Source organism: Leucobacter muris (genome assembly GCF_004028235.1).
Taxonomy (GTDB): Bacteria; Actinomycetota; Actinomycetes; order Actinomycetales; family Microbacteriaceae; genus Leucobacter; species Leucobacter muris.
The window spans coordinates 3,102,644-3,125,571 of the sequence record NZ_CP035037.1 but is presented as its reverse complement, the minus strand read 5'-3'; the positions used below and the strand labels follow the sequence as shown (position 1 = coordinate 3,125,571).

Annotated in this window: 22 protein-coding genes; 18 read left to right on the top strand and 4 right to left on the bottom strand. The window is 72.1% G+C overall.

What is annotated here, in order from left to right; all coding sequences use genetic code 11:
* Positions 1 to 18: 18 nt before the first annotated feature.
* The 3 genes from Leucomu_RS14620 to Leucomu_RS14610 are packed head-to-tail and all read left to right on the top strand — an operon-like array spanning position 19 to position 3,021.
* Positions 19 to 846 carry an SDR family oxidoreductase gene (locus Leucomu_RS14620; RefSeq protein ID WP_128387673.1) on the top strand — a complete coding sequence of 276 codons (828 nt, stop codon included), beginning with the start codon at positions 19 to 21 and terminating at the stop codon, positions 844 to 846.
* A 49-nt stretch (positions 847 to 895) separates the two neighbouring features.
* The gene (locus Leucomu_RS14615) at positions 896 to 1,981 is read left to right on the top strand and encodes a Gfo/Idh/MocA family protein (protein WP_128387672.1); all 1,086 of its coding nucleotides are present in this window, start codon (positions 896 to 898) and stop codon (positions 1,979 to 1,981) included.
* On the top strand, positions 1,978 to 3,021 hold the full coding sequence (locus Leucomu_RS14610) for a Gfo/Idh/MocA family protein (protein ID WP_228407124.1): 1,044 nt from the start codon (positions 1,978 to 1,980) through the stop codon (positions 3,019 to 3,021). The genes Leucomu_RS14615 and Leucomu_RS14610 overlap by 4 nt, the downstream gene beginning before the upstream one ends.
* Before the next feature lie 61 nt (positions 3,022 to 3,082).
* Here Leucomu_RS14610 and Leucomu_RS14605 read toward each other — a convergent pair whose 3' ends face one another.
* Positions 3,083 to 4,489, bottom strand: coding sequence for an amidase (locus tag Leucomu_RS14605; RefSeq protein WP_128387671.1), 1,407 nt, complete (start codon positions 4,487 to 4,489; stop codon positions 3,083 to 3,085).
* Between the two features lie 163 nt (positions 4,490 to 4,652).
* On the opposite strand from Leucomu_RS14605, the gene Leucomu_RS14600 reads away from it, so the two are divergent.
* The 9 genes from Leucomu_RS14600 (at position 4,653) to Leucomu_RS14560 (ending at position 12,382) form a co-directional block, all read left to right on the top strand.
* Complete coding sequence (locus Leucomu_RS14600) at positions 4,653 to 5,801, top strand: metal ABC transporter substrate-binding protein (RefSeq protein ID WP_128387670.1); 1,149 nt, start codon at positions 4,653 to 4,655, stop codon at positions 5,799 to 5,801.
* Positions 5,798 to 6,601 carry a metal ABC transporter ATP-binding protein gene (locus Leucomu_RS14595; protein WP_128387669.1) on the top strand — a complete coding sequence of 268 codons (804 nt, stop codon included), beginning with the start codon at positions 5,798 to 5,800 and terminating at the stop codon, positions 6,599 to 6,601. The genes Leucomu_RS14600 and Leucomu_RS14595 overlap by 4 nt, the downstream gene beginning before the upstream one ends.
* On the top strand, positions 6,601 to 7,461 hold the full coding sequence (locus Leucomu_RS14590) for a metal ABC transporter permease (RefSeq protein ID WP_128387668.1): 861 nt from the start codon (positions 6,601 to 6,603) through the stop codon (positions 7,459 to 7,461). The genes Leucomu_RS14595 and Leucomu_RS14590 overlap by 1 nt, the downstream gene beginning before the upstream one ends.
* Positions 7,458 to 8,327, top strand: a complete 870-nt coding sequence (locus Leucomu_RS14585; protein ID WP_128387667.1) for a metal ABC transporter permease — start codon at positions 7,458 to 7,460, stop codon at positions 8,325 to 8,327. Before Leucomu_RS14590 ends, Leucomu_RS14585 begins: the two co-directional genes overlap by 4 nt.
* Before the next feature lie 96 nt (positions 8,328 to 8,423).
* A complete protein-coding gene (locus Leucomu_RS14580) occupies positions 8,424 to 8,843 on the top strand; it encodes a Fur family transcriptional regulator (protein ID WP_017884012.1) in 420 nt (139 codons plus the stop codon).
* 231 nt (positions 8,844 to 9,074) lie between these two features.
* A complete protein-coding gene (locus tag Leucomu_RS14575; protein ID WP_407656662.1) occupies positions 9,075 to 9,794 on the top strand; it encodes an amino acid ABC transporter ATP-binding protein in 720 nt (239 codons plus the stop codon).
* 78 nt (positions 9,795 to 9,872) lie between these two features.
* On the top strand, positions 9,873 to 10,754 hold the full coding sequence (locus Leucomu_RS14570; protein ID WP_128387666.1) for a glutamate ABC transporter substrate-binding protein: 882 nt from the start codon (positions 9,873 to 9,875) through the stop codon (positions 10,752 to 10,754).
* 57 nt (positions 10,755 to 10,811) lie between these two features.
* Positions 10,812 to 11,462: an amino acid ABC transporter permease gene (locus tag Leucomu_RS14565; RefSeq protein WP_128387665.1), complete on the top strand. Its 651-nt coding sequence runs from the start codon at positions 10,812 to 10,814 to the stop codon at positions 11,460 to 11,462.
* A complete protein-coding gene (locus Leucomu_RS14560) occupies positions 11,459 to 12,382 on the top strand; it encodes an amino acid ABC transporter permease (protein ID WP_128387664.1) in 924 nt (307 codons plus the stop codon). The genes Leucomu_RS14565 and Leucomu_RS14560 overlap by 4 nt, the downstream gene beginning before the upstream one ends.
* On the opposite strand, the gene Leucomu_RS14555 is transcribed toward Leucomu_RS14560, so the two are convergent.
* Both Leucomu_RS14555 and Leucomu_RS14550 read right to left on the bottom strand, forming a co-directional pair.
* The gene (locus Leucomu_RS14555) at positions 12,351 to 16,037 is read right to left on the bottom strand and encodes an efflux RND transporter permease subunit (protein WP_128387663.1); all 3,687 of its coding nucleotides are present in this window, start codon (positions 16,035 to 16,037) and stop codon (positions 12,351 to 12,353) included. The two genes, Leucomu_RS14560 and Leucomu_RS14555, sit on opposite strands and share 32 nt — an antisense overlap.
* Before the next feature lie 263 nt (positions 16,038 to 16,300).
* The gene (locus tag Leucomu_RS14550; protein ID WP_128387662.1) at positions 16,301 to 17,080 is read right to left on the bottom strand and encodes an SGNH/GDSL hydrolase family protein; all 780 of its coding nucleotides are present in this window, start codon (positions 17,078 to 17,080) and stop codon (positions 16,301 to 16,303) included.
* A gap of 161 nt (positions 17,081 to 17,241) precedes the next feature.
* Here Leucomu_RS14550 and Leucomu_RS14545 point away from each other — a divergent pair, with 161 nt between their 5' ends.
* The 6 genes from Leucomu_RS14545 to Leucomu_RS14520 all read left to right on the top strand — a co-directional run bounded on the left by Leucomu_RS14545 (position 17,242) and on the right by Leucomu_RS14520 (position 22,218).
* Entirely contained in the window at positions 17,242 to 18,522 is a 1,281-nt protein-coding gene (locus tag Leucomu_RS14545) for a dicarboxylate/amino acid:cation symporter (RefSeq protein WP_128387661.1), read from the top strand.
* Between the two features lie 229 nt (positions 18,523 to 18,751).
* The gene (gene rpmB, locus Leucomu_RS14540) at positions 18,752 to 18,988 is read left to right on the top strand and encodes a 50S ribosomal protein L28 (protein WP_017884004.1); all 237 of its coding nucleotides are present in this window, start codon (positions 18,752 to 18,754) and stop codon (positions 18,986 to 18,988) included.
* Positions 18,988 to 19,155: a 50S ribosomal protein L33 gene (rpmG, locus tag Leucomu_RS14535; protein WP_017884003.1), complete on the top strand. Its 168-nt coding sequence runs from the start codon at positions 18,988 to 18,990 to the stop codon at positions 19,153 to 19,155. The genes rpmB and rpmG overlap by 1 nt, the downstream gene beginning before the upstream one ends.
* Before the next feature lie 2 nt (positions 19,156 to 19,157).
* Positions 19,158 to 19,463 (top strand): 30S ribosomal protein S14, encoded by a 306-nt coding sequence (rpsN, locus tag Leucomu_RS14530; protein ID WP_128387660.1) that lies wholly within the window; start codon positions 19,158 to 19,160, stop codon positions 19,461 to 19,463.
* Between the two features lie 287 nt (positions 19,464 to 19,750).
* A complete protein-coding gene (locus Leucomu_RS14525; protein WP_017884001.1) occupies positions 19,751 to 20,029 on the top strand; it encodes an HU family DNA-binding protein in 279 nt (92 codons plus the stop codon).
* 128 nt (positions 20,030 to 20,157) lie between these two features.
* The gene (locus Leucomu_RS14520) at positions 20,158 to 22,218 is read left to right on the top strand and encodes a cytochrome c oxidase assembly protein (protein WP_194294562.1); all 2,061 of its coding nucleotides are present in this window, start codon (positions 20,158 to 20,160) and stop codon (positions 22,216 to 22,218) included.
* A 63-nt stretch (positions 22,219 to 22,281) separates the two neighbouring features.
* On the opposite strand, the gene Leucomu_RS14515 is transcribed toward Leucomu_RS14520, so the two are convergent.
* Complete coding sequence (locus Leucomu_RS14515) at positions 22,282 to 22,923, bottom strand: LysE family translocator (protein ID WP_128387659.1); 642 nt, start codon at positions 22,921 to 22,923, stop codon at positions 22,282 to 22,284.
* Between the last annotated feature and the right edge of the window lie 5 nt (positions 22,924 to 22,928).

The window sequence follows — 22,928 nt, the reverse complement described above, 5'->3', positions numbered from 1 at the left end:
CTTGCGAGGAGAACGCACATGCAGAACCTGATGGCGGGCAAGATCCTGCTGGTGACCGGCGGCACGCAGGGCCTCGGCCTCGCGATCGCCGAGGCGGCGGCACGGGAGGGCGCGACGGGGATCGCGATCGTGGGCCGCAGCGCGGAGAAGGCCGAGCGGGCCGCGGCCGCGATCCGGGATCGCGCGATCGGGGGCGGCCCCGAAGGCGCGGCGCGCGCCGAGTCGGGCGTCGAGGTGCTGGCGATCGCGGCCGATCTGGCCGCCCCGGGCGAGGCCGAGCGCACCGTGACCGAGACGATCGAGCGCTTCGGCCGCGTCGACAGCCTGGTGAACGCCGCGGGCGCGACGAGCCGCGGCACCCTGCTCGACACGACGCGGGAGCTGCTCGACGAGCACCTGACCGTGAACCTCGTGGCGCCCTTCATGACGATGCAGGCAGCCGTGCTCGACATGCGGCGGCGTGGTGCGCCCGGCACGATCCTGAACATCATCTCGATGGCGATGCACGGCGGTCAGCCCTACCTCGCGCCCTACACCGCGTCGAAGGCCGGGCTCGCGGGGCTCACCCGCAACGCCGCGTTCGCGCACCGATTCGACCGCGTTCGCATCAACGGCCTCAACATCGGGTGGACGGCCACGCCCGGCGAGACGGTCACGCAGCGCACGTTCCACGGCGCCGACGCCGACTGGCTCGCCCGGGCCGAGGCGGCGCAGCCGATGGGGAAGCTGGGGCAGCCGGACGAGATCGCCGATGCGGTCGTGTTCCTGCTGAGCGAGCGCAGCGGCGTGGTGACGGGGTCGATCATCGACTGGGACCAGAACGTGCCCGGCGCCTACGATCAGTAGACGCCGGGCGATCATCGAGAGCGGATTCGTGAGAACAGAGGAGCAGCGCATGAGGATCGGCATCATCGGCACGGGTGTGATGGGAGCCTTCCACGCGCAGTGCCTGCACGCGCAGGTCTCGGGTGCGACGGTCACCGCGGTGGCCGATCCCGACCCCGAGCGCGCCGGCGCCGCGGCGGCCGCGATCGGCGCGATCGCGCTGAGCGACCCGCACGAACTCATCGCCCACCCCGAGGTCGACGCGGTGCTCATCGCGTCGCCCGATTTCCTGCACGCCGAGCAGACGCTCGCCTGCATCGCCGCGGGCAAGCCCACGCTCTGCGAGAAGCCGCTCTCGTACTCGGTCGACGAGGCCGAGCGGGTGGTGGCGGCGCACCGTGCGGCGGTGGGCGAGGGCGGATCCCGAGGGCGCGCGGCGTCCGAGGGCGCGACCGGTGCGGTCGCTTCGGCAGCCCACGGCGCGCCGCGAGGCGCCGGCATTCCGCTCGTGCACCAGGGCTTCATGCGCCGCTTCGACCCCGACTACGTCGCGCAGAAGCGCGCCGTCGCCTCCGGCGCGCACGGCCGGCCCGTGATGGTGCGTTCGGTGGGGCGCGGCGTCTCGTCGGGCCCCGGTGCCACCGACGAGTCGGTGATCTTCAACTCGGCGATCCACGACCTCGACCTCGTGCCGTGGCTGCTCGACTCGCCCGTGACCGAGGTGAGCTGGCACGCGCCGGCCGCGCCGAGCGCGACGGGCGGCGGCCTGCGCGACCCCTTCCTGCTGCTGCTGCGCACGGCCGACGGCGCGCTGTCGACCGTCGAGATCTTCCTGAACGCGCGCTACGGCTACGACATGCGCTGCGAGGTCGTCTGCGAGACGGGCGCGGTGGCGATCACCGAGCCGCACCGGCTCGCGGTCTCGTCGGCGCTCACCACGAGCACCGGCATCCCCGACGACTTCAGGCCCCGCTTCGCGGAGGCGTACCGCCTCGAGCTGCAGGAGTGGGTGACCGCCCTGAACGAGGGCCGCGCACCCGCGCTCGCGACCGTCGAGGACGGCGCGACCGCCACCCGCGTCGCCGCCGCCGCGGTGGCGTCGATGCGGGCCGGCGGCGCGTTCGCGCCCGTGGCGCAGGCCGGGGGCGCGCGATGAGCGAGCGGGTGATGCCGCAGCCGGTCGTGCCCGACCCGCACGCCGGCCCCTCGCTGCGCTGGGCGATCCTCGGCACCGGCTGGATCGCGGCCCGCTTCGTGGAGGCGCTGCAGCAGCACACCTCGCAGCGCGTCGTCGCGGTCGGATCGCGCACCGCTGCCCGCGCCGAGGAGTTCGCGGCCCGGTACGGCATCGAGCGGGCCTGCGGCGGCTACGAGGAACTCGTGGCGAGCGATGCCGACATCGTCTACGTGGCGACCGGGCACCTCGACCACTTCGCGCACGCGTCGCTCGCGCTCGCGGCCGGCAAGCCGGTGCTCATCGAGAAGCCGATGACGCCGCGGCTCGCCGAGGCGCGAGCGCTCGCGGCCTACGCGCGATCGAGAGGGCTGTTCGCCATGGAGGCGGTGTGGTCGCTCGCGCTGCCGCGGTTCTCGGTGGTGCGCCAGGTGCTCGAGCGGGGCCTGCTCGGCGACGTCGTCGAGGTGCACGCGAACCTCGGCGAGCGACTCGTGGGCCATCACCGCGCGATGGACCCCGCGCAGGGCGGCGGCGCGATGAACGACATCGGCACCTACGTGATGATGTTCGCGAACGAGGCGCTGCCCGGCCTGCGGGTGCTCGCCGCGCACGGGCAGCGCTGCGCGGCCCCCGGGGCGCAGGGGCGGGGCGCGATCGGTCAGTTCCACGCGCTGCTGGGCGACGACGCGGATCGCCAGGCGACCGTGAGCGCCTCGATGCTGGCGGATACGCCCACGACGGCCTACATCGCGGGCACCGAGGCGACGCTCTCGCTCGACGCGCCCTTCTACCAGCCCGGCGGGGTGGCGGTGCGCTTCCACGACGGCGAGCAGTTGCGCTACGAGGAGCCCGCGCTCGCGCACACCCAGCTGTTCTGGGAGGCGCTCGAGGCGGCCCGCTGCATCGACGCCGGGCTCACGGAGTCGCCGCTGCGCCCGCTCGACCGGACGCTCGCGACGCTCGCGCTCATGGAGCAGGCGCGCGAGCTGATGGGCGACCCGATCGACCCGCTGCCGTAGGGGTTGCCGGACACGTCCCGGGGCGGGGGCTCGGGACGCGCTGAGGCGGATGCCGGGCCGCTCAGGCCGCGGTGAGCTGCGCCGCGAGCTGCAGCAGCAGGGTCTCCGAGCCGGGGCGGCCGATCAGCTGGGCGCCCATCGGGAGCCGCCCGGCCCCGTCGGGGTTCGGCGCGTCGAGCATCGGCACCGCGATCGCGGGCAGGCCCGAGACGTTGACCATCGAGGTGAAGGGCGTCCACTCGCACTGCGCGCGGTAGTCGGCGTCGGCGTCGAGCTCGGCGAAGGCCCCGATGCGCGGCGGCAGCGCTGCGAGGCCGGGCGTGAGCACCACGTCGTACCGGCCCCACTCGGCGCGCAGGCCCGCCGCGATGCCCCGCAGCTCCTCGGCGGCGCGCAGGTGGGTCTCGCGGGGCGTCGTGAGGGCGCGCTCGCGGAAGACGCGCGTGAACGGCGTGAGGCGCGCCTCGGCCTCGGGGGTCAGTTCGATGAGCGAGAGCCCGGCCATCCAGCAGCTCGTGAAGACCTCGGTGTAGCGCGGGTCGTAGGCGATCGACGCCTGCTCGACGTGGTGCCCGTGCGCGGCGAGCCCGGCCGCGGCGGCCTCGTAGGCGGCGCGCGCCTCTGCCGAGATCGGGGTGGGGTGCGCCGCTTCGAAGGGCGAGGCGGCGCTCATGCCGATGCGCAGGGCCGTCAGCCCCTCCGCCTCGCGCACGGCGGCGAGAGCGGGCGTCGGCGAGCCCGTCATGGCGTCGAGCAGCAGCGCCGCGTCTTCGACCGTGCGGGCGAGCGGGCCGCTCACCACGAGCTTCGGCGCCCCGAAGTCGTCGAGGGGGCCGCCGATCACGTCGGTGGGCACGGTGCCGAGGCCCGGCTTCAGTCCGATCAGCCCGCAGGCGAGGGCGGGGATGCGGATCGAGCCGCCCCCGTCGCTGCCCGGGGCGACGGGCAGCAGGCCGGCGGCGACCGAGGCGGCGCTGCCGCCCGACGAGCCGCCGGGCGTGCGCTCGGGGTCGAACGGGTTGCGCGCCGGCGCCGCGACCAGGTTCTCGGAGTAGGCGTTGAGGCCGAGCTCGGGCACTTGCGTCTTGCCGAGCGAGACGGTTCCGGCTGCGCGCAGCACGGCGACGCCGGTGTGATCGTGCTCGGCGACGACCGCGGGCAGGGCGGCCGTGCCGCGCGTGGTGGGAGCGCCCGCCACCTCGACGAGGTCCTTGTGCGCGATCGGCAGACCGTGCAGCGCGGGCAGAGCGCCCGGCACGGCGCGCTCCTCGGGCGTGAGCGCCGTGAACCGGGCGTCGGCGGCCGAAGCCTCGGCGAGCGCCTGCTCGGCGGTCACGGTGACGAAGGCGCCGAGGTCGGGGCGCTCGGCGATGCGGCCGAGGAAGTGCTCGGCGGTCTCGCGCGCGGAGATCCCGCCGGTGCGCAGGGCGGTCTGCAGGTCGACGGCGGTGCCGGGGAATTCGCTCATACCGCCACTCTAAGCGCTGGTCTTCCGCGCTCGCCTCCCGAGGCGCGGCGGGGTACGGCTGGGTCGTGGAGGGGGAAGCGGCGCGGGCGCCTGCATCGCCGTTGTTGCGAACGATTATCAGAGTCCGCTAGAGTGATACTCGTTCTCATCTAGAAAGTGCAGCATGCCCCACACCTCACACACGCTCCGTTTCGCGAAGCCCGCCGTGCTCGGCGGCGCCGCGCTCGCCGCCGCTCTGCTGCTCGCCTCGTGCAGCGGATCGGCCGAGGCCGGCGGCGGATCCGGCGAGCTCAAGGTCGTCGCGACCACCACCCAGCTCACCGACTTCGCCGGACAGGTCGGCGGCGACGACATCGAGCTCACCGGCCTGCTCGCCCCCGGAGGCTCCGCCCACCACTTCGATCCCACCCCGGCCGATCTGCTCGTCCTGGGCGAGGCCGACGTGCTCATCGTCAACGGCGCCGGGCTCGAGACCTTCATCGACAGCGCCATCGAGGCGTCGGGCTTCGACGGCGAGGTCGTCACCGCGGCCGACGGCCTCGATCCCGAGCTGCTGCGCGAGATCACCGCGGAGGGCGGCGAGGCCCACGATCATGATCACGATCATGCCGAAGAGGATCACGCGCACGCCGCCGACGAGGCCGACGCGCACGCCCACGATGAGGCCGAGGGCGACCACGCTCACGACGACCACGCCGAGGAGGAGCACGACCACGACCACGGCGACGTGAACCCCCACATCTGGACCAGCCCCCGCAACGCATCCGGCATGGTGCGGGAGATCGCCGCGGGCCTCGGCGAGGCCGACCCCGCGCACGCCGACGACTACGCCGCGCGCGCCGAGGCGTACTTCCAGCAGCTCGGCGACCTCGACACCTGGGTCACTGCGCAGTTCGAGCGCGTGCCCGCCGAGGATCGCGTGCTCGTGAGCGGCCACGACTCGCTGCGCTACTACCTCCACGACTACGGTATCGAGTTCGCGGGATCGATCCTGCCGAGCTTCGAGGACAACGCCGAGCCGAGCGCGGCCGACATCGACGCCCTCGTGGCCTCGATCAAGGAGCACGGCGTGAAGGCCGTCTTCGTCGAGTCGTCGATGAGCCCGAAGCTGGCGCAGACGATCGCCTCCGAGGCGGGCGTCGAGGTCGTCGACGCCGAGTCGCTCTACGCCGACTCGCTCGGCGCTCCGGGCGACGGCGACGGCGACGTCAGCACCGACACCTACATCGGTGCCACCGTGCACAACACGCGTGTGATCCTCGAAGCCTGGGGCGTTGCGCCCGAGCCGCTTCCCGCTAGTCTGCAAGGGTGACAGCCGCACCCTCCGCCTCCGAAGCCGCGCTCGTCCTCGACGGCGCGGCATTCGGCTATGCCGGCGAGACCCGCGTCGAGCGGCTCTCGCTCGACGTGCCGCGCGGTGCGGCCGTGGCGCTGATCGGTCCCAACGGCTCGGGCAAGTCGACGCTGCTGCGCGGCATCCTGGGGCTGGCCGAGCTCACGGCGGGCGAGGTGCGCGTGCTGGGCGGCTCGCCGGATCGGGCCCGGCGCAGCATCGGCACGCTGCCGCAGACCGACAGCCGGGACACGACGCTGCCGGTGAGTCTGCGCCAGGTGGTGACGATGGGGCTGTACCGCTCGCGGGGGGCGCTGCGACCCATCGGTCGCGAGGGGCGCGCCGCGGTGGCCGCGGCTCTGGAGCGCGTCGGGCTCGCCGCGTTCGCGGGGCGCCGCTTCGGCGAGCTGTCGGGCGGCCAGCAGCAGCGCGGCATCCTGGCCCGGGCACTCGTGTCGGATCCGCAGCTGCTGCTGCTCGACGAGCCGTTCAACGGACTGGATCGCGAGAACCGCGATGCGCTGCTGCGCCTGGTGCGCGAGCTGCGCGACGAGGGCCGCACCGTGATCGTGTCGACGCACGACCTCGAGATCGCGCAGCAGGCCTGCACGCACGTGCTGCTGCTGGCGAGCGGCCACACGCCGGATCAGCCGGGGCACCCCGCCGCGTTCGGCCCGCTCGACGAGGCGCTCACGCTCGACGCGGTGCAGCACGCCTTCCAGGACACCACGGTCGAGCTCGACCACCACACCGTCACCACGACCCGGGAGACCGAGTAGTGGTCGCTCTGATCGCGTCGTCCGCGCTCGAGATCTTCGCACTGCCGTTCATGTGGCGCGCGCTCGTGACGGTTGCGATCCTCGCGGTCGCAGCGGGGGTGGTGGGCCTCTTCATCAGCTTCCGCGAGCTCGAGTTCGTGAGCGACGGCCTCGTGCACGCGGTCTTCCCGGGGCTCGTGGTGGGGGCGGCGCTCGGCGGCACCGCGGGCGTGCTGCCCGGCGCGGTGGTCGCCGCCCTGCTGGCGGCGGTGCTGTTCACGGTGATCGAGCGGCGCGGGATCGGGGCCGACGCGGCGATCGCGGTGGTGCTCACGGGCCTGTTCAGCCTGGGCGTGGTGCTCGTCTCGCGACAGGAGGGCTACGTCTCGCAGCTGCAGGAGCTGCTCTTCGGCCGCCTGCTCACGGTGACGTCGGCGCAGCTCTGGCAGATCCTGGTGGTGGCCGTCGCGGCGATCCTGATCGTGCTCGTCACGCGCCGTGCGCAGCTCTTCCGCGCCTTCGACCCGGCCGGCTTCGAGGCCGCGGGGTTCCGCACGCTGCGCACCGACCTCGCGCTCGGCGTCGCGGTGGCGCTGCTCACGGTGGCCGGGGTGCAGGCCCTCGGCGTGCTCATGGTGGTGGCGCTGCTGACGGTGCCCATGGCCGCGGCCCGCCTGATCTCGCGCGGATTCGCGCTGCTCATCCCGATCGCGATCCTGCTGCCGCTGCTCGCTGGCGCGGCGGGGCTGTGGCTGTCGTTCGAGTGGTCGGTCGGCGCGGGGGCGACGGTCTCGCCCGGCTCGGTGGTCGTGCTGCTGCTCATCGCCGTGTACCTGCTGGCGGCGGCGGTGCGTACAGTGCGGGATCGGGGGCGCGCATGAACTACTTCGCGCTCGCGGCCGTCGAGCTGATCCTGCTCGGCCTGCTCTCGGGTCTGGCCGGCACGCTCATCGTGCTGCGCCGCCGCTCGTTCTTCGCGGTCGCGCTGAGCCACGCGACGTTCCCGGGGGGCGTGGTCTTCGCGGTGCTCGGCTGGAATCTGCTGCTCGGGCAGGCCCTGTTCGCGCTGCTGCTCGTGCTGGTGATGACGCTGCTCTCGCGCATCCCGGGGCAGGGCCGGCAGGTGGCGAGCGGTGTGGTGCTCTCGCTCGGCTTCGCGCTGGGCACACTGCTGTCGAGCCTCAACCCGGGCCTCGGGGTGCCGGTCGAGGCGCTGCTCGTGGGTTCGCCGCTCGGGGTGACCGCGAGCGACGTGGGAGTCACCGCGGTGGTGCTGGTGCTCGTCGCGGGTGTGCTCGCGGCGGCGCGGCGCCCGATCCTGTTCCACACCTTCGACCCCGTCGGGTTCGCGGCCGCGGGCTTCCGCGCCTGGCCCGTCGAGCTCGTGGTGTCGGGGGTGGTGGCCGCCTCGGTGGTGGTGGCGATGCCGGCTGTGGGGGCGATCTTGGGCGTCGCGGTGCTCATCGGCCCGGCGGCCGCAGCGCGGGCGCTGACGTCGCGGATCGAGTGGCTGCCGCCGATCGCGGCCGGCATCGGCGTCGCGGGCGGGCTCGTCGGGCTGTGGGCGTCGCGGGAGTTCGGGATCGCGGCGGGCGGATCCGTGGGGCTCGTGATGACGGCGATGTTCCTCGTGGCGCTCGCGATCCGCGCCCTGCTGCCGCGCCGCGGGGCGGGGCGCTCCGGGGCCGCCGTGGGCGCCGCGTCGGCGATGGGCGTGCCGGAGGCGCCGGGATCGCACCCGGGCTGAGCCGTGCTCACCCGCCCGCGTGGTGCCCGAATCGAGGGAACTTCGCTACGGTTGAGGGCAGATGCGGGGGTCGCTCCCCGGGAGAGGAGGCGCGCTGTGCAGCCGAAACGGAACACGTGGCAGCGCGAGGCGGTGCGCGCGGCCCTGGCCGAGGCGCGCGGGTTCGTGAGCGCGCAGCAGCTGCACCAGGAGCTGCGCGACGGCGGGTCGACGATCGGTCTCGCGACCGTGTACCGCGCGCTCGCCAGCCTCACCGACACGGGCGAGGCCGATTCGCTGCAGTCGCCCGAGGGCGAGAACCTGTTCCGCTCGTGCACGATGACGGGCCACCACCACCACCTCATCTGCCGCAGCTGCGGCGACACCCGCGAGCTCTCCGCCACCGTGGTCGAGGAGTGGACGCGCAAGGTCGGGGCCGAGCACGGCTTCACCGAGATCGAGCACGTGGTCGACCTCTTCGGCCTCTGCGAGCGCTGCCGTGCGAAGGCGTCGACGCAGGTCGCGGCCGGGGAGTGACAGAACGATAACGATTGCCGTCGGGGGTGATGCCCTCGGTGCCGCGAGCTCGCGATTCGGGTCCACGCGCGTGATTTATGCCCTGTGATCAGGTGTTTCGGCAAATTATACAGAGGTGTCGCCTCCCGCCGCAAGCCCTCCCACCGAGCTGAGGCCGCTGCCTACGATCGGCCCATGGGAAAGACGACAGCGGTCAGAGTAGTCCGCGATGATCGCGAACCGCTCGTGATCATGGACGCGGTCAACAAGCACTACGGCGAGCTGCACGTGCTCAACGACATCAACACCCAGGTCGGCCGCGGCGAGGTGGTGGTCGTGCTCGGGCCGTCGGGATCGGGCAAGTCGACCCTGTGCCGCGCCATCAACCGCCTCGAGACGATCGACTCCGGCACCATCACGATCGACGGCGTGCCGCTGCCCGAGGAGGGCAAGGGCCTCGCGAAGCTGCGAGCCGACGTGGGCATGGTGTTCCAGGCCTTCAACCTCTTCGCGCACAAGACGATCCTCGAGAACGTCACGCTCGGCCCCGTCAAGGTGCGCGGCCTCGGCCGCAAGGCGGCCGAGGAGCGGGCAATGGCCCTGCTCGATCGGGTGGGCATCGCCGACCAGGCGCGCAAGCTGCCTTCCCAGCTCTCGGGCGGTCAGCAGCAGCGGGCGGCGATCGCCCGCTCCCTCGCGATGGAGCCTAAGCTGATCCTGCTCGACGAGCCGACGAGCGCCCTCGACCCCGAGATGATCAACGAGGTGCTCGACGTGATGATCGGCCTCGCGAACGACGGCATGACGATGGTCGCGGTCACGCACGAGATGGGCTTCGCCCGCAGGGCCGCCGACCGGATCCTCTTCATGGCCGACGGCCAGATCGTCGAGGAGGCGACCCCCGAGCAGTTCTTCACCGACCCCCAGACGTCTCGAGCGCAGGACTTCCTGTCGAAGATCCTGGGCCACTGATCCTGGCGCGCAACCGTGCGCGTCCGTACCGAAATCGAACGGCCGGCACCCCCGGAACCGACGAAGAGAAAGTAGGAAATGATGCGAATCACCAAGTACGCGGCGGTCATGGCGGCCGCCGGAGCGCTGCTGCTCACCGCCTGCGCGTCGGGATCGCCGAACGAGACCGGCGATGACGCCGCACCCGCGCCGGCCGAGGACGTGAGCTTCGACGAGGGCACGACGATGGCGAAGCTGCACGACGCCGGCAAGATCACCATCGGCACGAAATACGATCAACCGCTCTTCGGCCTCATGAATCCGGCCTCGAACGAGCCCGAGGGCTTCGACGTCGAGATCGGCAAGCTCGTCGCCGCGAATCTCGGCCTCAGCGAAGACCAGATCGAGTGGAAGGAAGCGGTCTCGGCGAATCGCGAACCGTTCATCCAGAACGGCGAGGTCGACATCGTCGTCGCCACCTACACGATCAACGACGACCGCAAGCAGGTGATCGACTTCGCGGGTCCGTACTACATCGCAGGCCAGGATCTGCTCGTGCTGCAGGGCAACCCCGAGGGCATCACCGGCATCGACGACGTGAAGGGCAAGCGGGTCTGCTCGGTCACCGGTTCGACCTCCGAGGAGAACCTCAAGGAGGCCGGTGTCGAGGTGCTCGCCACCGACACCTACTCCAACTGCCTCGAGCCGCTGCGCTCGGGCGACGTCGTCGCGGTCTCGACCGACAACGTGATCCTCGCGGGCCTCGCCGACCAGAACGAGGGCGAGTTCGAGGTGGTCGACAACCCGTTCACCGAGGAGCCCTACGGCATCGGCCTGAAGAAGGACGACCAGGAGTTCCGCGACTTCATCAACGACGTGCTGGAGCAGTCGTTCGAGGACGGCGCCTGGGCCGCGGCCTGGGACAAGACGGCGGGCACCGTGCTCTCCACGCCCGAGCCGCCGGCCATCGACTGCTACTGATCCGTCGGCGGGGCGGCGCGAGCCGCCCCGCCGATCCGGCAGGAAGGACACCGCACCGTGGACGTGCTGATCGCGAACTCCGGCGACATCCTCGCCGGGTTCCTGATGACGCTCAGGCTGCTGGTCTTCGGCGGCCTCGGAGCGATGGCCATCGGCCTCGTGGTGGCCACCATGCGCATCTCGCCGGTGGCGTCGCTGCGCACCTTCGCGACGGTCTACACCGAGCTGGTGCGCAACACCCCGCTGACGCTGCTGCTGATGTTCATGGTGTTCGTGCTGCCGCTCATCGTGCCGAGCCGCCCGCCCTACGAGGTGCTCGCCTCGATCGGCCTCGCGATCTACACGTCGCCGTTCGTCGCCGAGGCGCTGCGCAGCGGCATCAACGGCGTGCCGGTGGGGCAGGCCGAGGCGGCCAGGTCGATCGGCCTCGCCTTCGGGCAGACCCTCACCCTGGTGGTGCTGCCCCAGGCGCTGCGCATGGTGGTGCCGCCGCTGATCAACGTGTTCATCGCGCTCACGAAGAACACCTCGGTCGCGGGCGGCTTCTTCGTGGTCGAGCTGTTCGCCACCGCGAGGCAGCTCACGAACGCCAACGGGCAGGCCGTGATCCCGATCCTCATCGGCGTCGCCTGCTTCTATCTGCTGATCACCATTCCGCTCGGCCTCATCGCCGGGCAGATCGAGAAGAGAGTGCGGGTGCTGCGATGAGTCAGGCGACGGTTCTCTACGACGCGCCGGGCCCGAAGGCGCGCACGCGGTCGCGCATCATCTCGGTGCTGGGCGTGCTCGCGCTCGCCGCGCTGCTCGGCTGGGTGGTCTGGCGGCTCATCCAGCCGCAGGTGGCGGTCAACGGCAACGAGACGCCGGGCATGCTCGACCCCTCCCGGTGGGACGTGCTCGCCTACTCGGAGGTGTGGCAGTACATCGGGCGGGGCGCGTGGAACACGATCCGCGCCGCCGCGGTGGCGATGGTCGGCGCCATGCTGCTCGGCATGCTCTTCGTCTTCGGACGCCTCGCCGACAGCGCGCTGGTGCGCGTGCCGGTGGCCGTGATCCTCGAGTTCTTCCGCGGCATGCCCGTGCTGCTCATGATGCTGTTCATCCTGCTCGTCGCGTCGACCGGCGCGTTCTGGGCGGTGGTGATCGCGCTCATCATCTACAACGGCGCGATCGTGGGCGAGGCGCTCAGGGCGGGCATCCTCGCGCTGAACAAGGGGCAGCGCGAGGCCGGCCTGTCGATCGGCCTCACCCCGGTGCGCACGCGGCTGCTCATCGAGTTCCCGCAGGCCTTCACCCAGATGCTGCCGATCCTCGTGGCGCAGATGGTGGTGCTGCTGAAGGACACGTCGCTCGGCTACATCGTCGCCTACTCCGAGCTCGCGAAGACCGTGAAGGACGCCTCGACGTTCTACGGCAACCGTTACCTCTTCACCTTCTGGGTGGTCGCGGTGGTCATCTACCTCGCGATCAACCTGACGGTGTCGTGGTTCGGGCGACGCATGGCCCGGTTCGCGGCGGCGCGCGGCGGCCGCGGCGCGGGCGCGACCAAGGGGCTGGCCGGCCCGGCCGCGGCCGAGGCGGGCGGCGAGATCGCGATCACGCCGCCGCCCGGTTCCTCCGCGAGATGATGCGCTTCGCCCTGCGGCGCGCCCGTCGCAGGGCGACCCGCTCGCGGCGCCGCTCGACGAGGGTGTAGAGGATCGGCACGAGCACCAGGGTGAGCAGCGTCGACGAGACGAGGCCGCCGATCACCACGATGGCGAGCGGGCGCGAGATGAACACGCCGCCGCCCGTGAGTCCGAGCGACATGGGCACGAGGGCGAAGATGGTCGCCGCGGCGGTCATGAGGATCGGGCGCAGGCGCAGACGGGTGCCGTGCTCGACGGCCTCCTCGAGCGATGCGCCGGCGGCGCGCAGACGGTTCACGAGGTCCATGAGCACGATCGCGTTCGTGACGACGATGCCGATCAGCATGAGCAGGCCGATGAGCGCGGGCAGCCCGAGCGGGGTGTTCGTGAGCAGCAGGCCGAGGATCGCTCCCGTCGCCGCGAACGGGATCGAGATGAGCAGCACGAGAGGGCCGCGGAAGCTGCGGAACGTGGCGACCATCACCAGCAGCACCAGCATGATGGCGGCGAGCATCGCCGCGCCGAGCTGGGCGAACGCCTCGTCCTGCTCGGCGCTGACGCCGCCGAGTTCGAAGCCGACGCCCGCGGGCAGCTCGGCGGTGGCGATGGCGCGTTCGACGGCGGCGTTCGCGGCGTCGAGCTGACCGCTGCGCGGAGTGACGGTGAGGGTGACCTGGCGCTCGCCGTCGGCCCGCGTAATCGTCGGGGCGGTGAGCTCCTCCTCGACGGAGGCGATGTCGGCGAGGGTGATCGCGGTGCCGCTGACCCGTGCCGCCGCCTTCTGCTCGGCCTCGGCCTGCTGCTGCTGCACGAGCTGCTCGGCGGCGTCGGACTGGGCCTGGCGCAGCGCCGAGATCTGCTCGTCGATGCCCTCGATGCCGCTGCGCGCCCCCGCGATGGCGCCCTCGATCGCGGCGAGCTGCTCGGCGCGCTCCATGTGGGCGCGCGCGACGGCCTCATCGGCGGGATCCTGCGGCTGCTGCGGCACGACCGGCAGGCTCTGCAGCTCGGCGAGCTGCGCGTTCAGCTCTCCCAGCTGGGAGACGAGCTGAGTGCGCTGCGCCCCTGCCTCGTTCAGCTGCTCGGCGAGCTCGCCCGCCGCCTTGGCGCGCTGGGTCTCGGCCTCGGCCTCGGCCTTCTGCTCGAGTTCGTCGGCGGCGAGCTTCTGGGCCTGCGCGGTCTGCTGCGGCGTGACCGGCAGCACGACGGCCCCCAGCTGCTCGGCGGTGCGTTCGGCGCCGGGGGTGCGCAGCACGATGTCGCGCTCGCGGCCCTCGAGCATCATTCGGCCGACGGTCTTGCCCTCGAGCGCGGTGCGCACGGCGTCCGCCACGAGTGCGCGGTCGAAGCCCAGCAGCGCGGCCCGATCCTCGTCGAGCTTGACGCGCACCACGGGCTGCTCTCCCGTGAGCTCGCTCCGTACGGACTGCACGCTCGACGACTCGCCGAGCTGCGCCTCCAGCAGCTCGCTGGCCTCGCGCAGCGCGGCCGGGTCGTTGCCGCGGATCTGCAGGGCGATGCCGCCGCCGGCGCCGCCCACGAAGGCGTCCTGGGTGAGCAGTTGCACGTCGCCGGCGTCGGGCACCCGCTCGAGCGCGCGCTCGACGGCGTCGCCGACGGTCTCGGCGTCGGCGCCGTCGTCGAGCTGCACGTCGTAGGAGATGCTGGTGGGCGTGCCCGCGGTGCCGCCGACGGGGATCGAGGTCATCACGTCGCGCACGCCGGGCACTTTGCCGAGGGCGCGTTCGACGGGCTCGGCGGCCGCCACGAGCTGCGCGCCGTCACCGGTCTGCTCGGGGGTCTGCGTGAGCTGCAGGCTCTCGTTGCCCGACGATCCCAGGAAGTCGGTCTGCAGGAAGGGTGTCATCGCGAGCGTCGCGACGAGCACCAGCGTCGAGGCGATGAGCGTGAGCACGGGGTGGCGGCGGGTGGCGCCGAGCGCCGGCATGAGGGCGCGCTGCAGCCGGTCGGGGGCGGAGCGGGTCTCGGCCAGCTCGTCGTCGTGGTGAGGCTCCGCGGATCCCGCCCCGGGCGTCGGCACGGCCTCGGCGGCGGGCGCGGCCGGAAGTACCCGGGTCTCGGCGGCGGAGGCGTCCGCCGCCGCAGGGTGCGCGACGGCGTCGACCGTGTCCGGCTCCGCCGCGTCCGCAGCCCGGGCCCGGCCGACGCGCCGGCTCCGCCCGCGCATGAACCAGTACGCGAGCACGGGCACGATCGTGAGCGCGACGAGCAGCGAGGCGAGCAGCGCGATCGTCACCGTGACGGCGAAGGGGCGGAAGAGCTGACCCGCGATGCCCGAGACGAGCGCGATGGGCAGGAACACGGCGACCGTGGTGAGCGTCGACGCGGTGATGGCCCCCGCCACCTGGCGCACGGAGGCGACGACCCCCGCGATCGTGAGCGGCCCGGAGCCGCGGCGTCGGCTGATGTTCTCGATGACCACGATCGAGTCGTCGACGACGCGGCCGATGGCGATCGTGAGCGCGCCGAGGGTGAGGATGTTGAGGGTGTTGCCGCTCCACCACAGGCCGATGAGGGTGATGAGCAGCGAGAGCGGGATCGACACGGCCGCGATCACGGTCGAGCGCCACGAGCCGAGGAAGGCGAGGATCACGAGCACCGCGAAGAGCAGGCCGAGCCCGCCCTCGACCGAGAGGTCGTGGATGGACTGCTCGATGAAGGGCGCCTGGTCGAAGATCGTCACGAACTCGCCCCCCAGCGCGGGCGCGAGCCGATCGAGCTCGGCGGTCACGGCGTGCGAGATGTCGACCACGTTGGCGCCCTGCGCGGGGAGCACCTGCAGGGTGAGCGCCGGCTTGCCGTTGACGCGCGAGATGCTGTCGGCGGGCACCGTCTCGGTGGTCACATCGGCGAAGTCGGAGAGGTGCACGAGGGCGACGGCGCCGTCGTCCGCGGTGACGGCGAAGGGCAGCGCGGCGATCTCCTCGACGGAGCCGAGGCCCGTGCCCACGGTGACGGAGAGCTCGCCCCGCTCCGAGTCGGCCTGACCGGCGGGCATGGCCGCGCCGCGGGCCTCGAGCGCGGGCGCGATCTGCGCGGGGTCGATCCTCAGCCGCTCGACGTCGGCCGGGCGCAGCGCGATGAGGATCCGCTGCTCCTCGCGACCGGCGAGCTCGACCCGCTGCACCCCGTTCAGGCCCTGCAGCGCGGGCACGACCTCGCGGGCGAGCGCATCGGCGAACGCCGCGGCGTCGCCCGAGGTGCCGGCGCTGAGCACCATCGCGGGCATGTCGTCGGCGCCGCCCGAGAACACCTGCAGCTCGGTTCCGCTCGGGAACGACGGCTTCAGGGCCTCGGCCGCCGCGCGCACGGCGCGCAGCGTCTCCTCGTCGCTCTCGTCGAAGGGCCACTCCACCGTGACGTCGGCGGTGCCGCTCGAGGTGCTCGAGGTCACACGGGTCACGCCGGGAACGGCGCGGAGGGCCTGCTCGGTGGGCTCGGTGACGGTGCGGGCCATCTCCTCGGGTGCGAGGCCCTGCGACTGCACCGACACGAAGGCGGCGGGCACCTGCATCGAGGGCATGAGCTCCTGCTTGAGCGAGCCCATCGAGATGAGGCCGAGCACGGCGACGGCGACGGTGGCGAGCCCGACGATCAGGCGGTTCTTCAGACTGGTGCGGGTGAGAAAGGACATGCGCTCTTCCGGTGTGAGCGGGCCCGCGCAGCCGCGTGGCTGCGGTCGCCGGGCCTGCTGCGGGCGGATCGCCGCGGCTGCTGCGCGCACGGCTCGGTCGACGCTTCCAGCCTGGCGCGCGGCGCGGGCCCGCGCATCGTCCCGGGGTACTATTTCGGCTCATCCCGAAGTATGAATCGGGAAACCCGGAGGGCGGACCGCGGGCTGTCCCGCATCGGCTGCTGCGGGCGCGGCACCGACCCTCCGCGCAGCGCTGCGGCCGGTCAGGGGCGCGGTGCGATCCAGGTCCAGTCGGCGTACTTGGCGGTGCGCCCATCGCCGCTCGAGCGGCCGGTGAGGCGGCGCTTCATCCACGGCACCACGTGCTCCCGGGTGTAGCGCAGCTGCTCGCGCCGCGAGGGGTTCGGGATCGGCGCCGCGTCGAGCACCCAGTCGATCGGGGCGGGGCGGTCGAGTGCGCGCAGCACGTTCGCCGCCACGCGGCGGTGGCCGACCGGTGCGAGATGCAGGCGGTCGGGCGACCAGTACTGGCGCCCCGCGAGCTCGGCGTCGCTCCAGTTGTCGGCGAAGCGGATGCCGAGCCGCTCGACGATGCCGCGCGCCTCGCGCACCAGCTCGTCGCCCTTCGCCCGCACGCGGGCGCCGCCCGGCAGGCCCGCGGTGGGGTTGGCGCCGGCGAGCAGCAGCGGCTCGGCGCCCGCGTCGACGATGCGGCGCAGCGCCTGCTCCGTCTCGGCGCTGATCCACGCGAGGTCGGTGCCGGGCCGCAGCATGTCGTTGCCGCCGCCGTTGAAGGTCACGAGTGTGGGGCCGAGCGCCAGAGCCGGCTCCAGCTGCTCGGCGATGATCGGGCCGAGCAGGCGGCCCCGGATCGCGAGGTTGGCGTACTGGATCGGTTCACCCGCGGCGTCGGCGAGGCCCTGGGCCACGAGGTCGGCCCAGCCGCGCACCGATCCGTCCGGCTGCTCATCGCCCACGCCCTCGGTGAAGCTGTCGCCGATCGCCACGTAGCGGATCGCGGCCCCCGCCTGCTGTTCGTCCACCGCTCCAGCCTACGCCCGCCCCGCGGGCTGCTGCGCCGGGAGGCCCGGCGGGCGCGCCGCCCTCGGCGCTTACACTGTCTGGAGCGCTCCGAGCCGGGGCGCGCCCTCGCCGGAGCCGTCGAGCGCCGCGCGATCCGCCCGTCACCGGCCCGAAGGAACCTATGAAACTGCTCCGCTCCATTCCGCTGCTCGGCTGGATCATCTTCGCGATCGTGCTCGGCATCCTGCTCGGACCGGTGATGCCCGCCTGGCTCGGCGCCGTGTTCCTCACCTACAACTCGGTCTTCTCGGGCTTCCTCGGCTTCGCGGTGCCGCTCATCATCCTCGGCCTCGTGACGCCCGCGATCGCCGAGCTCGGCAAGGGCGCGGGCAGATGGCTCGGGGTCACGGCCGCGATCGCCTACGGCTCGACCGTCGCTGCGGGTCTGCTCGCCTACTTCGTGAGCCGGTGGCTGTTCTCGGCGTCGATGGCCGGCGGCGGTCTGCGCGAGCTGGGCGACGCGGGAGGCTCGGGGTTCGCCCCCTACTTCACCGTCACTGCGGCGCCGGACGGGGCGGCGACCGAGATCGTGCTGGCGCCGGTCATCGACGTCATGAGCGCGCTCGTGCTCGCGTTCGTCATCGGTATCGGGCTCACGGCGTTCCGCAGCCGCGTCATCTTCCGCGGCGCAGTGGAGTTCCGCACGATCATCGAGTCGCTGATCCGGCGCATCATCGTGCCCGCTCTGCCCCTCTTCATCTTCGGCATCTTCATGGATCTCTCGGCGAGCGGCGCGGCGCTCGAGGTCGTCGGCAAGTTCCTGCTCGTCGTGATCGTCTCGTTCGTGCTCACCCTCGTGGTGCTCCTGCTGCAGTACAGCGTGGCGGGGGCCATGTCCGGCGGCAACCCGCTGCGGGCCCTGTGGAACATGCGCGACGCGTACTTCACCGCTCTCGGCACCTCCTCCTCGGCCGCGACGATCCCCGTCACGCTCGCCTCAGCCAAGAAGAACGGCGTCTCCGACTCGGTCGCGGGCTTCGTGGTGCCGCTCTGCGCGACGATCCACCTCTCGGGGTCGATGGTGAAGATCACCTGCTTCTCGATCGCGGTGCTGCTGCTGACCGGCGGCGATGTGACGTTCGGCGCGTACTTCCCCTTCATCCTCATGCTCGGCGTGATGATGGTCGCGGCTCCCGGTGTGCCGGGCGGCGCCATCGCCGCGGCGGCCGGCCTGCTCGTGCAGATGCTCGGCTTCGGCGCGATGGAGGTCGGCCTCATGTTCGCCGCGTACATCGCGCTCGACAGCTTCGGCACCGCCACCAATGTGACGGGCGACGGCGCGATCGCGATGATCGTGAATCGCCTCACCCGGGGCAGACTCGGTGCGCAGGCGCAGGACGCCGGTGACGAGACCGTCGACATGGTCGACGGCGAAGCGGATCAGCGCCACAGCCTCGGTTGAGCGTCGCAGCGGCGATCATCGCGCGGCCGCCCGTCGTGCCGCGACACGCCCGGATGTTGCGGAAGATGCGATCCTCGTCTAGGCTCGATCTTTGGCTGTGCGCCGTCCCAGTGCACAGACCGCGGGAGCCGCTCGGCTTCGAGACCGGAGTGATTCGTCAGGCCGGGGCTCCTGCAGACAAGAAATCTTGGGTGAGGCCGTCCGGTCTCACGGTATGAGAGGAAACACCATGGCAGCAGTGTGCCAGGTGACCGGCGCCGTTCCCGGCTTCGGTCACAACATCTCGCACTCGCACCGTCGCACCAAGCGCCGGTTCGATCCGAACATCCAGAAGAAGACCTACTACGTGCCGTCGCTCGGCCGCAAGGTGACCCTCACCCTGTCGGCCAAGGGCATCAAGGTCATCGATGCCCGTGGCATCGAGGCCGTCGTGGCTGATCTGCAGAAGCGTGGGGTGAAGTTCTAATGGCGAAGGACAAGGACGTACGTCCGATCATCAAGCTCCGCTCGACCGCGGGCACCGGGTTCACCTACGTGACGAAGAAGAACCGTCGCAACACCCCCGATCGCCTCGTGCTCAAGAAGTACGACCCGGTCATCCGCAAGCACGTCGAGTTCCGAGAGGAGCGTTAATCATGGCGAAGAAGAGCATGATTGCGAAGAACAAGCAGCGCCAGGCGATCGTCGACCGCTACGCGGAGAAGCGCGCCGAGCTGAAGAAGGCCCTGGTCGATCCCAGCGGCACCGACGAGAGCCGCGAGGCCGCCCGCGTGGGCCTGCAGAAGCTGCCCCGCAACGCCTCGCCGGTGCGCGTGCGCAGCCGCGACGTCATCGACGGCCGCCCCCGCGGCGTGCTGTCGAAGTACGGCGTCTCGCGCGTCCGCTTCCGCGACATGGCGCACCGCGGCGAGCTGCCCGGCATCACCAAGTCGTCCTGGTAACACGTCGTCCGCCGGTGGGCGTGCCGCTGAGCGCGGCCGCCACCGGGTGACGAGCGGGCGCGGATCCTTCGGGATCCGCGCCCGCTTTGTCGTTTCCGCCGCCCGCACCCTGGGATTCCACTCCCTTTTTCGGGTTTCTGCGGCGAAATCGACGTGAGATCCGCAGGATTCCGCCGAATTAGGGTAGATTCGTACGCGATCAACCGATCGGACCCTCCCAACGGGTGGGGGACACTGAACAAGATCAGGGGCGGACGCCCCGCGTCAATGCCCTGGAAGGACACAACATGGCACTCAACAAGACTGAGCTCGTCGCCAAGATCGCGGCCGAGACCGGCCAGAGCCAGGCCGCCGTTTCGAGCGTTATCGACGGCCTCTTCGCCGCGGTTTCCGAGACCGTCGCCGGTGGCGACAAGGTGTCGATCCCGGGCTGGATCTCCTTCGAGACCGCGACCACCGCCGCCCGCACCGGTCGCAACCCCCGCACCGGCGAGACCATCGAGATCCCCGCCGGCAAGCGCGTGAAGGTGTCGGTCGGCTCGAAGCTCAAGGCTGCCGTGAAGTAACTTCTTCACCTTCGGAAGACCCCGGTCGACGCTCGTCGTCGCCGGGGTCTTCTGCGTTTCGCCGGCCGTCAGCGGGCTCGGCGGGGCGCGCCGAGGAGACGCCCGGCTAGCCGCGTTAGGCTGGTTCGGTGCCCCGATACCTGCGCGTGCTCGCTCCCGCCATCCTGCTCGCGGCGACCCTTGCGGCGCTGCTCGTCGGGCTGGGCATCGGCGGCGCGGCCGACGAGCGCACGCTGGCGGATCCCGGCGCGCTGGTGCGTTTCGGCGTGCCGATCTCCCGCACGCTGGTGAACGTGTCGATGGCGGGGCTCATCGGCTCGGTCGTGATGGCGGTCTGGGCGCTCGCGGGCGCGAACCCGGCCGGTCACGCGGCCGGGCCGCGCGCGGCCGACGCCCGCCGTCAGGGCGAGCCGCCCGCGGAGACCCGCGCCGCGATGGACCTCGCCGCCGCCTCCGCCGCCGTGCTCACCGTCGCGAGCGCCGCGACGATCCTCTTCACCTACGTCGACGTGTCCGGTCAGTCGTTCTCGCCCGACCCGCAGTTCGGCGCCGGACTCGCCATGTTCGTCACCGAGATCGAGCTCGGGCAGCTGTGGATGCTCGAACTGCTGCTGGCCGCGGTCACCACGGTGCTGGCGTTCGCGATCCGAGGCCGCCGCCTCACGCTGCTCGTGCTCGTCGCCGCGCTGCTCACCGCCCTACCGCTCGCGCAGCAGGGCCACGCGGCGGGCGCCTCGGGGCACGGCCTGGCGGTCAACTCGCTGCTCGTGCACCTGCTGGGTGCCGCGGTGTGGCTGGGCGGGCTGCTCACCCTGATCTTCGTCGCGCGGGTCGTCGACCGGCAGCGGCTCGCGGTGCTCACCGCGCGCTACTCCACGCTCGCGCTCTTCGCCTTCGTCGGCGTCATGGCCTCGGGCGTGGTGAGCGCCTGGCTGCGCATCGGCTCGCTCGACGCGCTGTTCGGCACCGGCTACGGGCAGCTGGTCGTGCTCAAGACCGCGGCGCTCGTGGTGCTCGGCGTGTTCGGCGCGGTGCAGCGCACACGCCTGATCCCCCGCATCGCGCGCAGCGGCTTGCGCGTCTTCGCGTGGTTCGTGGTCGCCGAACTCGCGGTCATGGGCATCGCGAGCGGTGTCGCCGGGGCGCTCGGCCGCACCGCCACCCCGGTCGCGCTCGAGCCCGCCCGCGATCAGGGCGGCCGCATCAGCCCGGCCGAGTGGCTCACCGGCGATCCGCTGCCCCCCGAGCTGGTCTTCGAGCGGTACTTCACCGAGTGGAAGTTCGACCTCGCCTGGGTGCTCGTCTGCGCGTTCGGCATCGCCCTGTACGTGGCCGGCGTGATCCGCCTCGCCCGCCGCGGCGACCGCTGGCCCGTCGGCCGCACCGTCTCCTGGGTGCTGGGCATGCTGCTGCTCTTCTACACGACCAACGGTGCGCTCAACGCCTACGAGCAGTACCTGTTCAGCGTGCACATGCTGGGCCACATGATGCTCACCATGCTCATCCCGCTCGTACTCGTGCTGGGTGCGCCCGTCACGCTCGCGCTGCGAGCCGTCGAGCGCCGCACCGACGGCTCGTGGGGTGGCCGCGAGTGGATCTTGTGGGCCGTCGGCACCCCCTACTCGAAGATCATCACCCACCCCGCGGTGGCGGCGGTGGTGTTCTCGGGGTCGCTCTGGGTGTTCTACTTCACCCCGATCGCGCGCTGGGCGGCGCAGGAGCACCTGGGGCACCAGTGGATGATCATCCACTTCCTCATCGCGGGTTACCTGTTCAGCCTGTCGATGATCGGCGTCGACCCCGTGCCCTACCGCTTCCCGTACCCGCTGCGGCTCGTCACGCTGTTCGCCACGATGGCGTCGCACGCGTTCTTCGGCGTGACGCTGATGACGGGCGACGGTCTGCTGCTCGCCGACTGGTACGGGGCGATGGGCCGCACCTGGGGGGCGACGCCGCACGAGGATCAGTCGACCGGGGGCGGCATCGCGTGGGGGATCGGCGAGCTGCCGACGCTCGCGCTCGCGCTGGTGGTCGCGGTGCAGTGGTCGCGCAGCGACGCGAAGGAGCAGAAGCGCAAGGATCGCGCCGCGGATCGCTCGGGCGAGGCCGAGCTCGAGGCCTACAACGCGATGCTGGCCGCGCAGGCCGAGCGGGACGAGCGGGCGGCGGCGCGGAGCACCCGCGGCTGAGCCGCGCGGGCGCCGGGTACTCGGGGAAGACCGGCGGTCGCGGGGACCGCTCGTGCCCCTGCGTCAGGGGGCCGAGCGGAAGTCGAGCGCCAGGCGGACGCCGAACAGCAGCAGCACGCCGCCGGTGACCCGATCGAGCCAGCGCATCACGCGGGGCGAGCGCAGTCGAGCGCCGAGCGCTGAGCCGGCCAGGATGAGCGCCGCGAACCACACGAGCCCGAACGCGTTGTGCACGAGCGCGAGCACCGTGCCCATCACGATGGGCGAGACGCCCTCGGGCAGGAACTGCGGGATCGCCGCCAGGTAGAACACCCCCACCTTGGGGTTCAGCAGATTGGTGACGAGCCCCGTCGTGAAGCCGCGCCGGGCGCTGCCCCGCAGCGCCGGCAGCTCGGCATCCTGCGCGACCCCGCCGCGGAAGCTCTTGACGATGAACCTCGCACCCATCCAGGCGAGGTAGACGGCCCCCGCGAGGCTGAACACCCGGTAGACGAGCGTCGAGGCCGCGAGCAGCGCGGTCGCCCCGACGGCGGCCGCGATGCCCCAGGCGATCGTGCCGCTCAGCACACCGAGGGCCGTGGCGGCGGCGTAGCCGCGCGAGTGCGAGATGGAGCTGCGCAGCACCAGCGCCGTGTCGACGCCGGGCACGACGGTGAGCAGGGCTGCGACGACGGCGAATCCCAGTACGGCCTGCTCGAACGTCATGATGC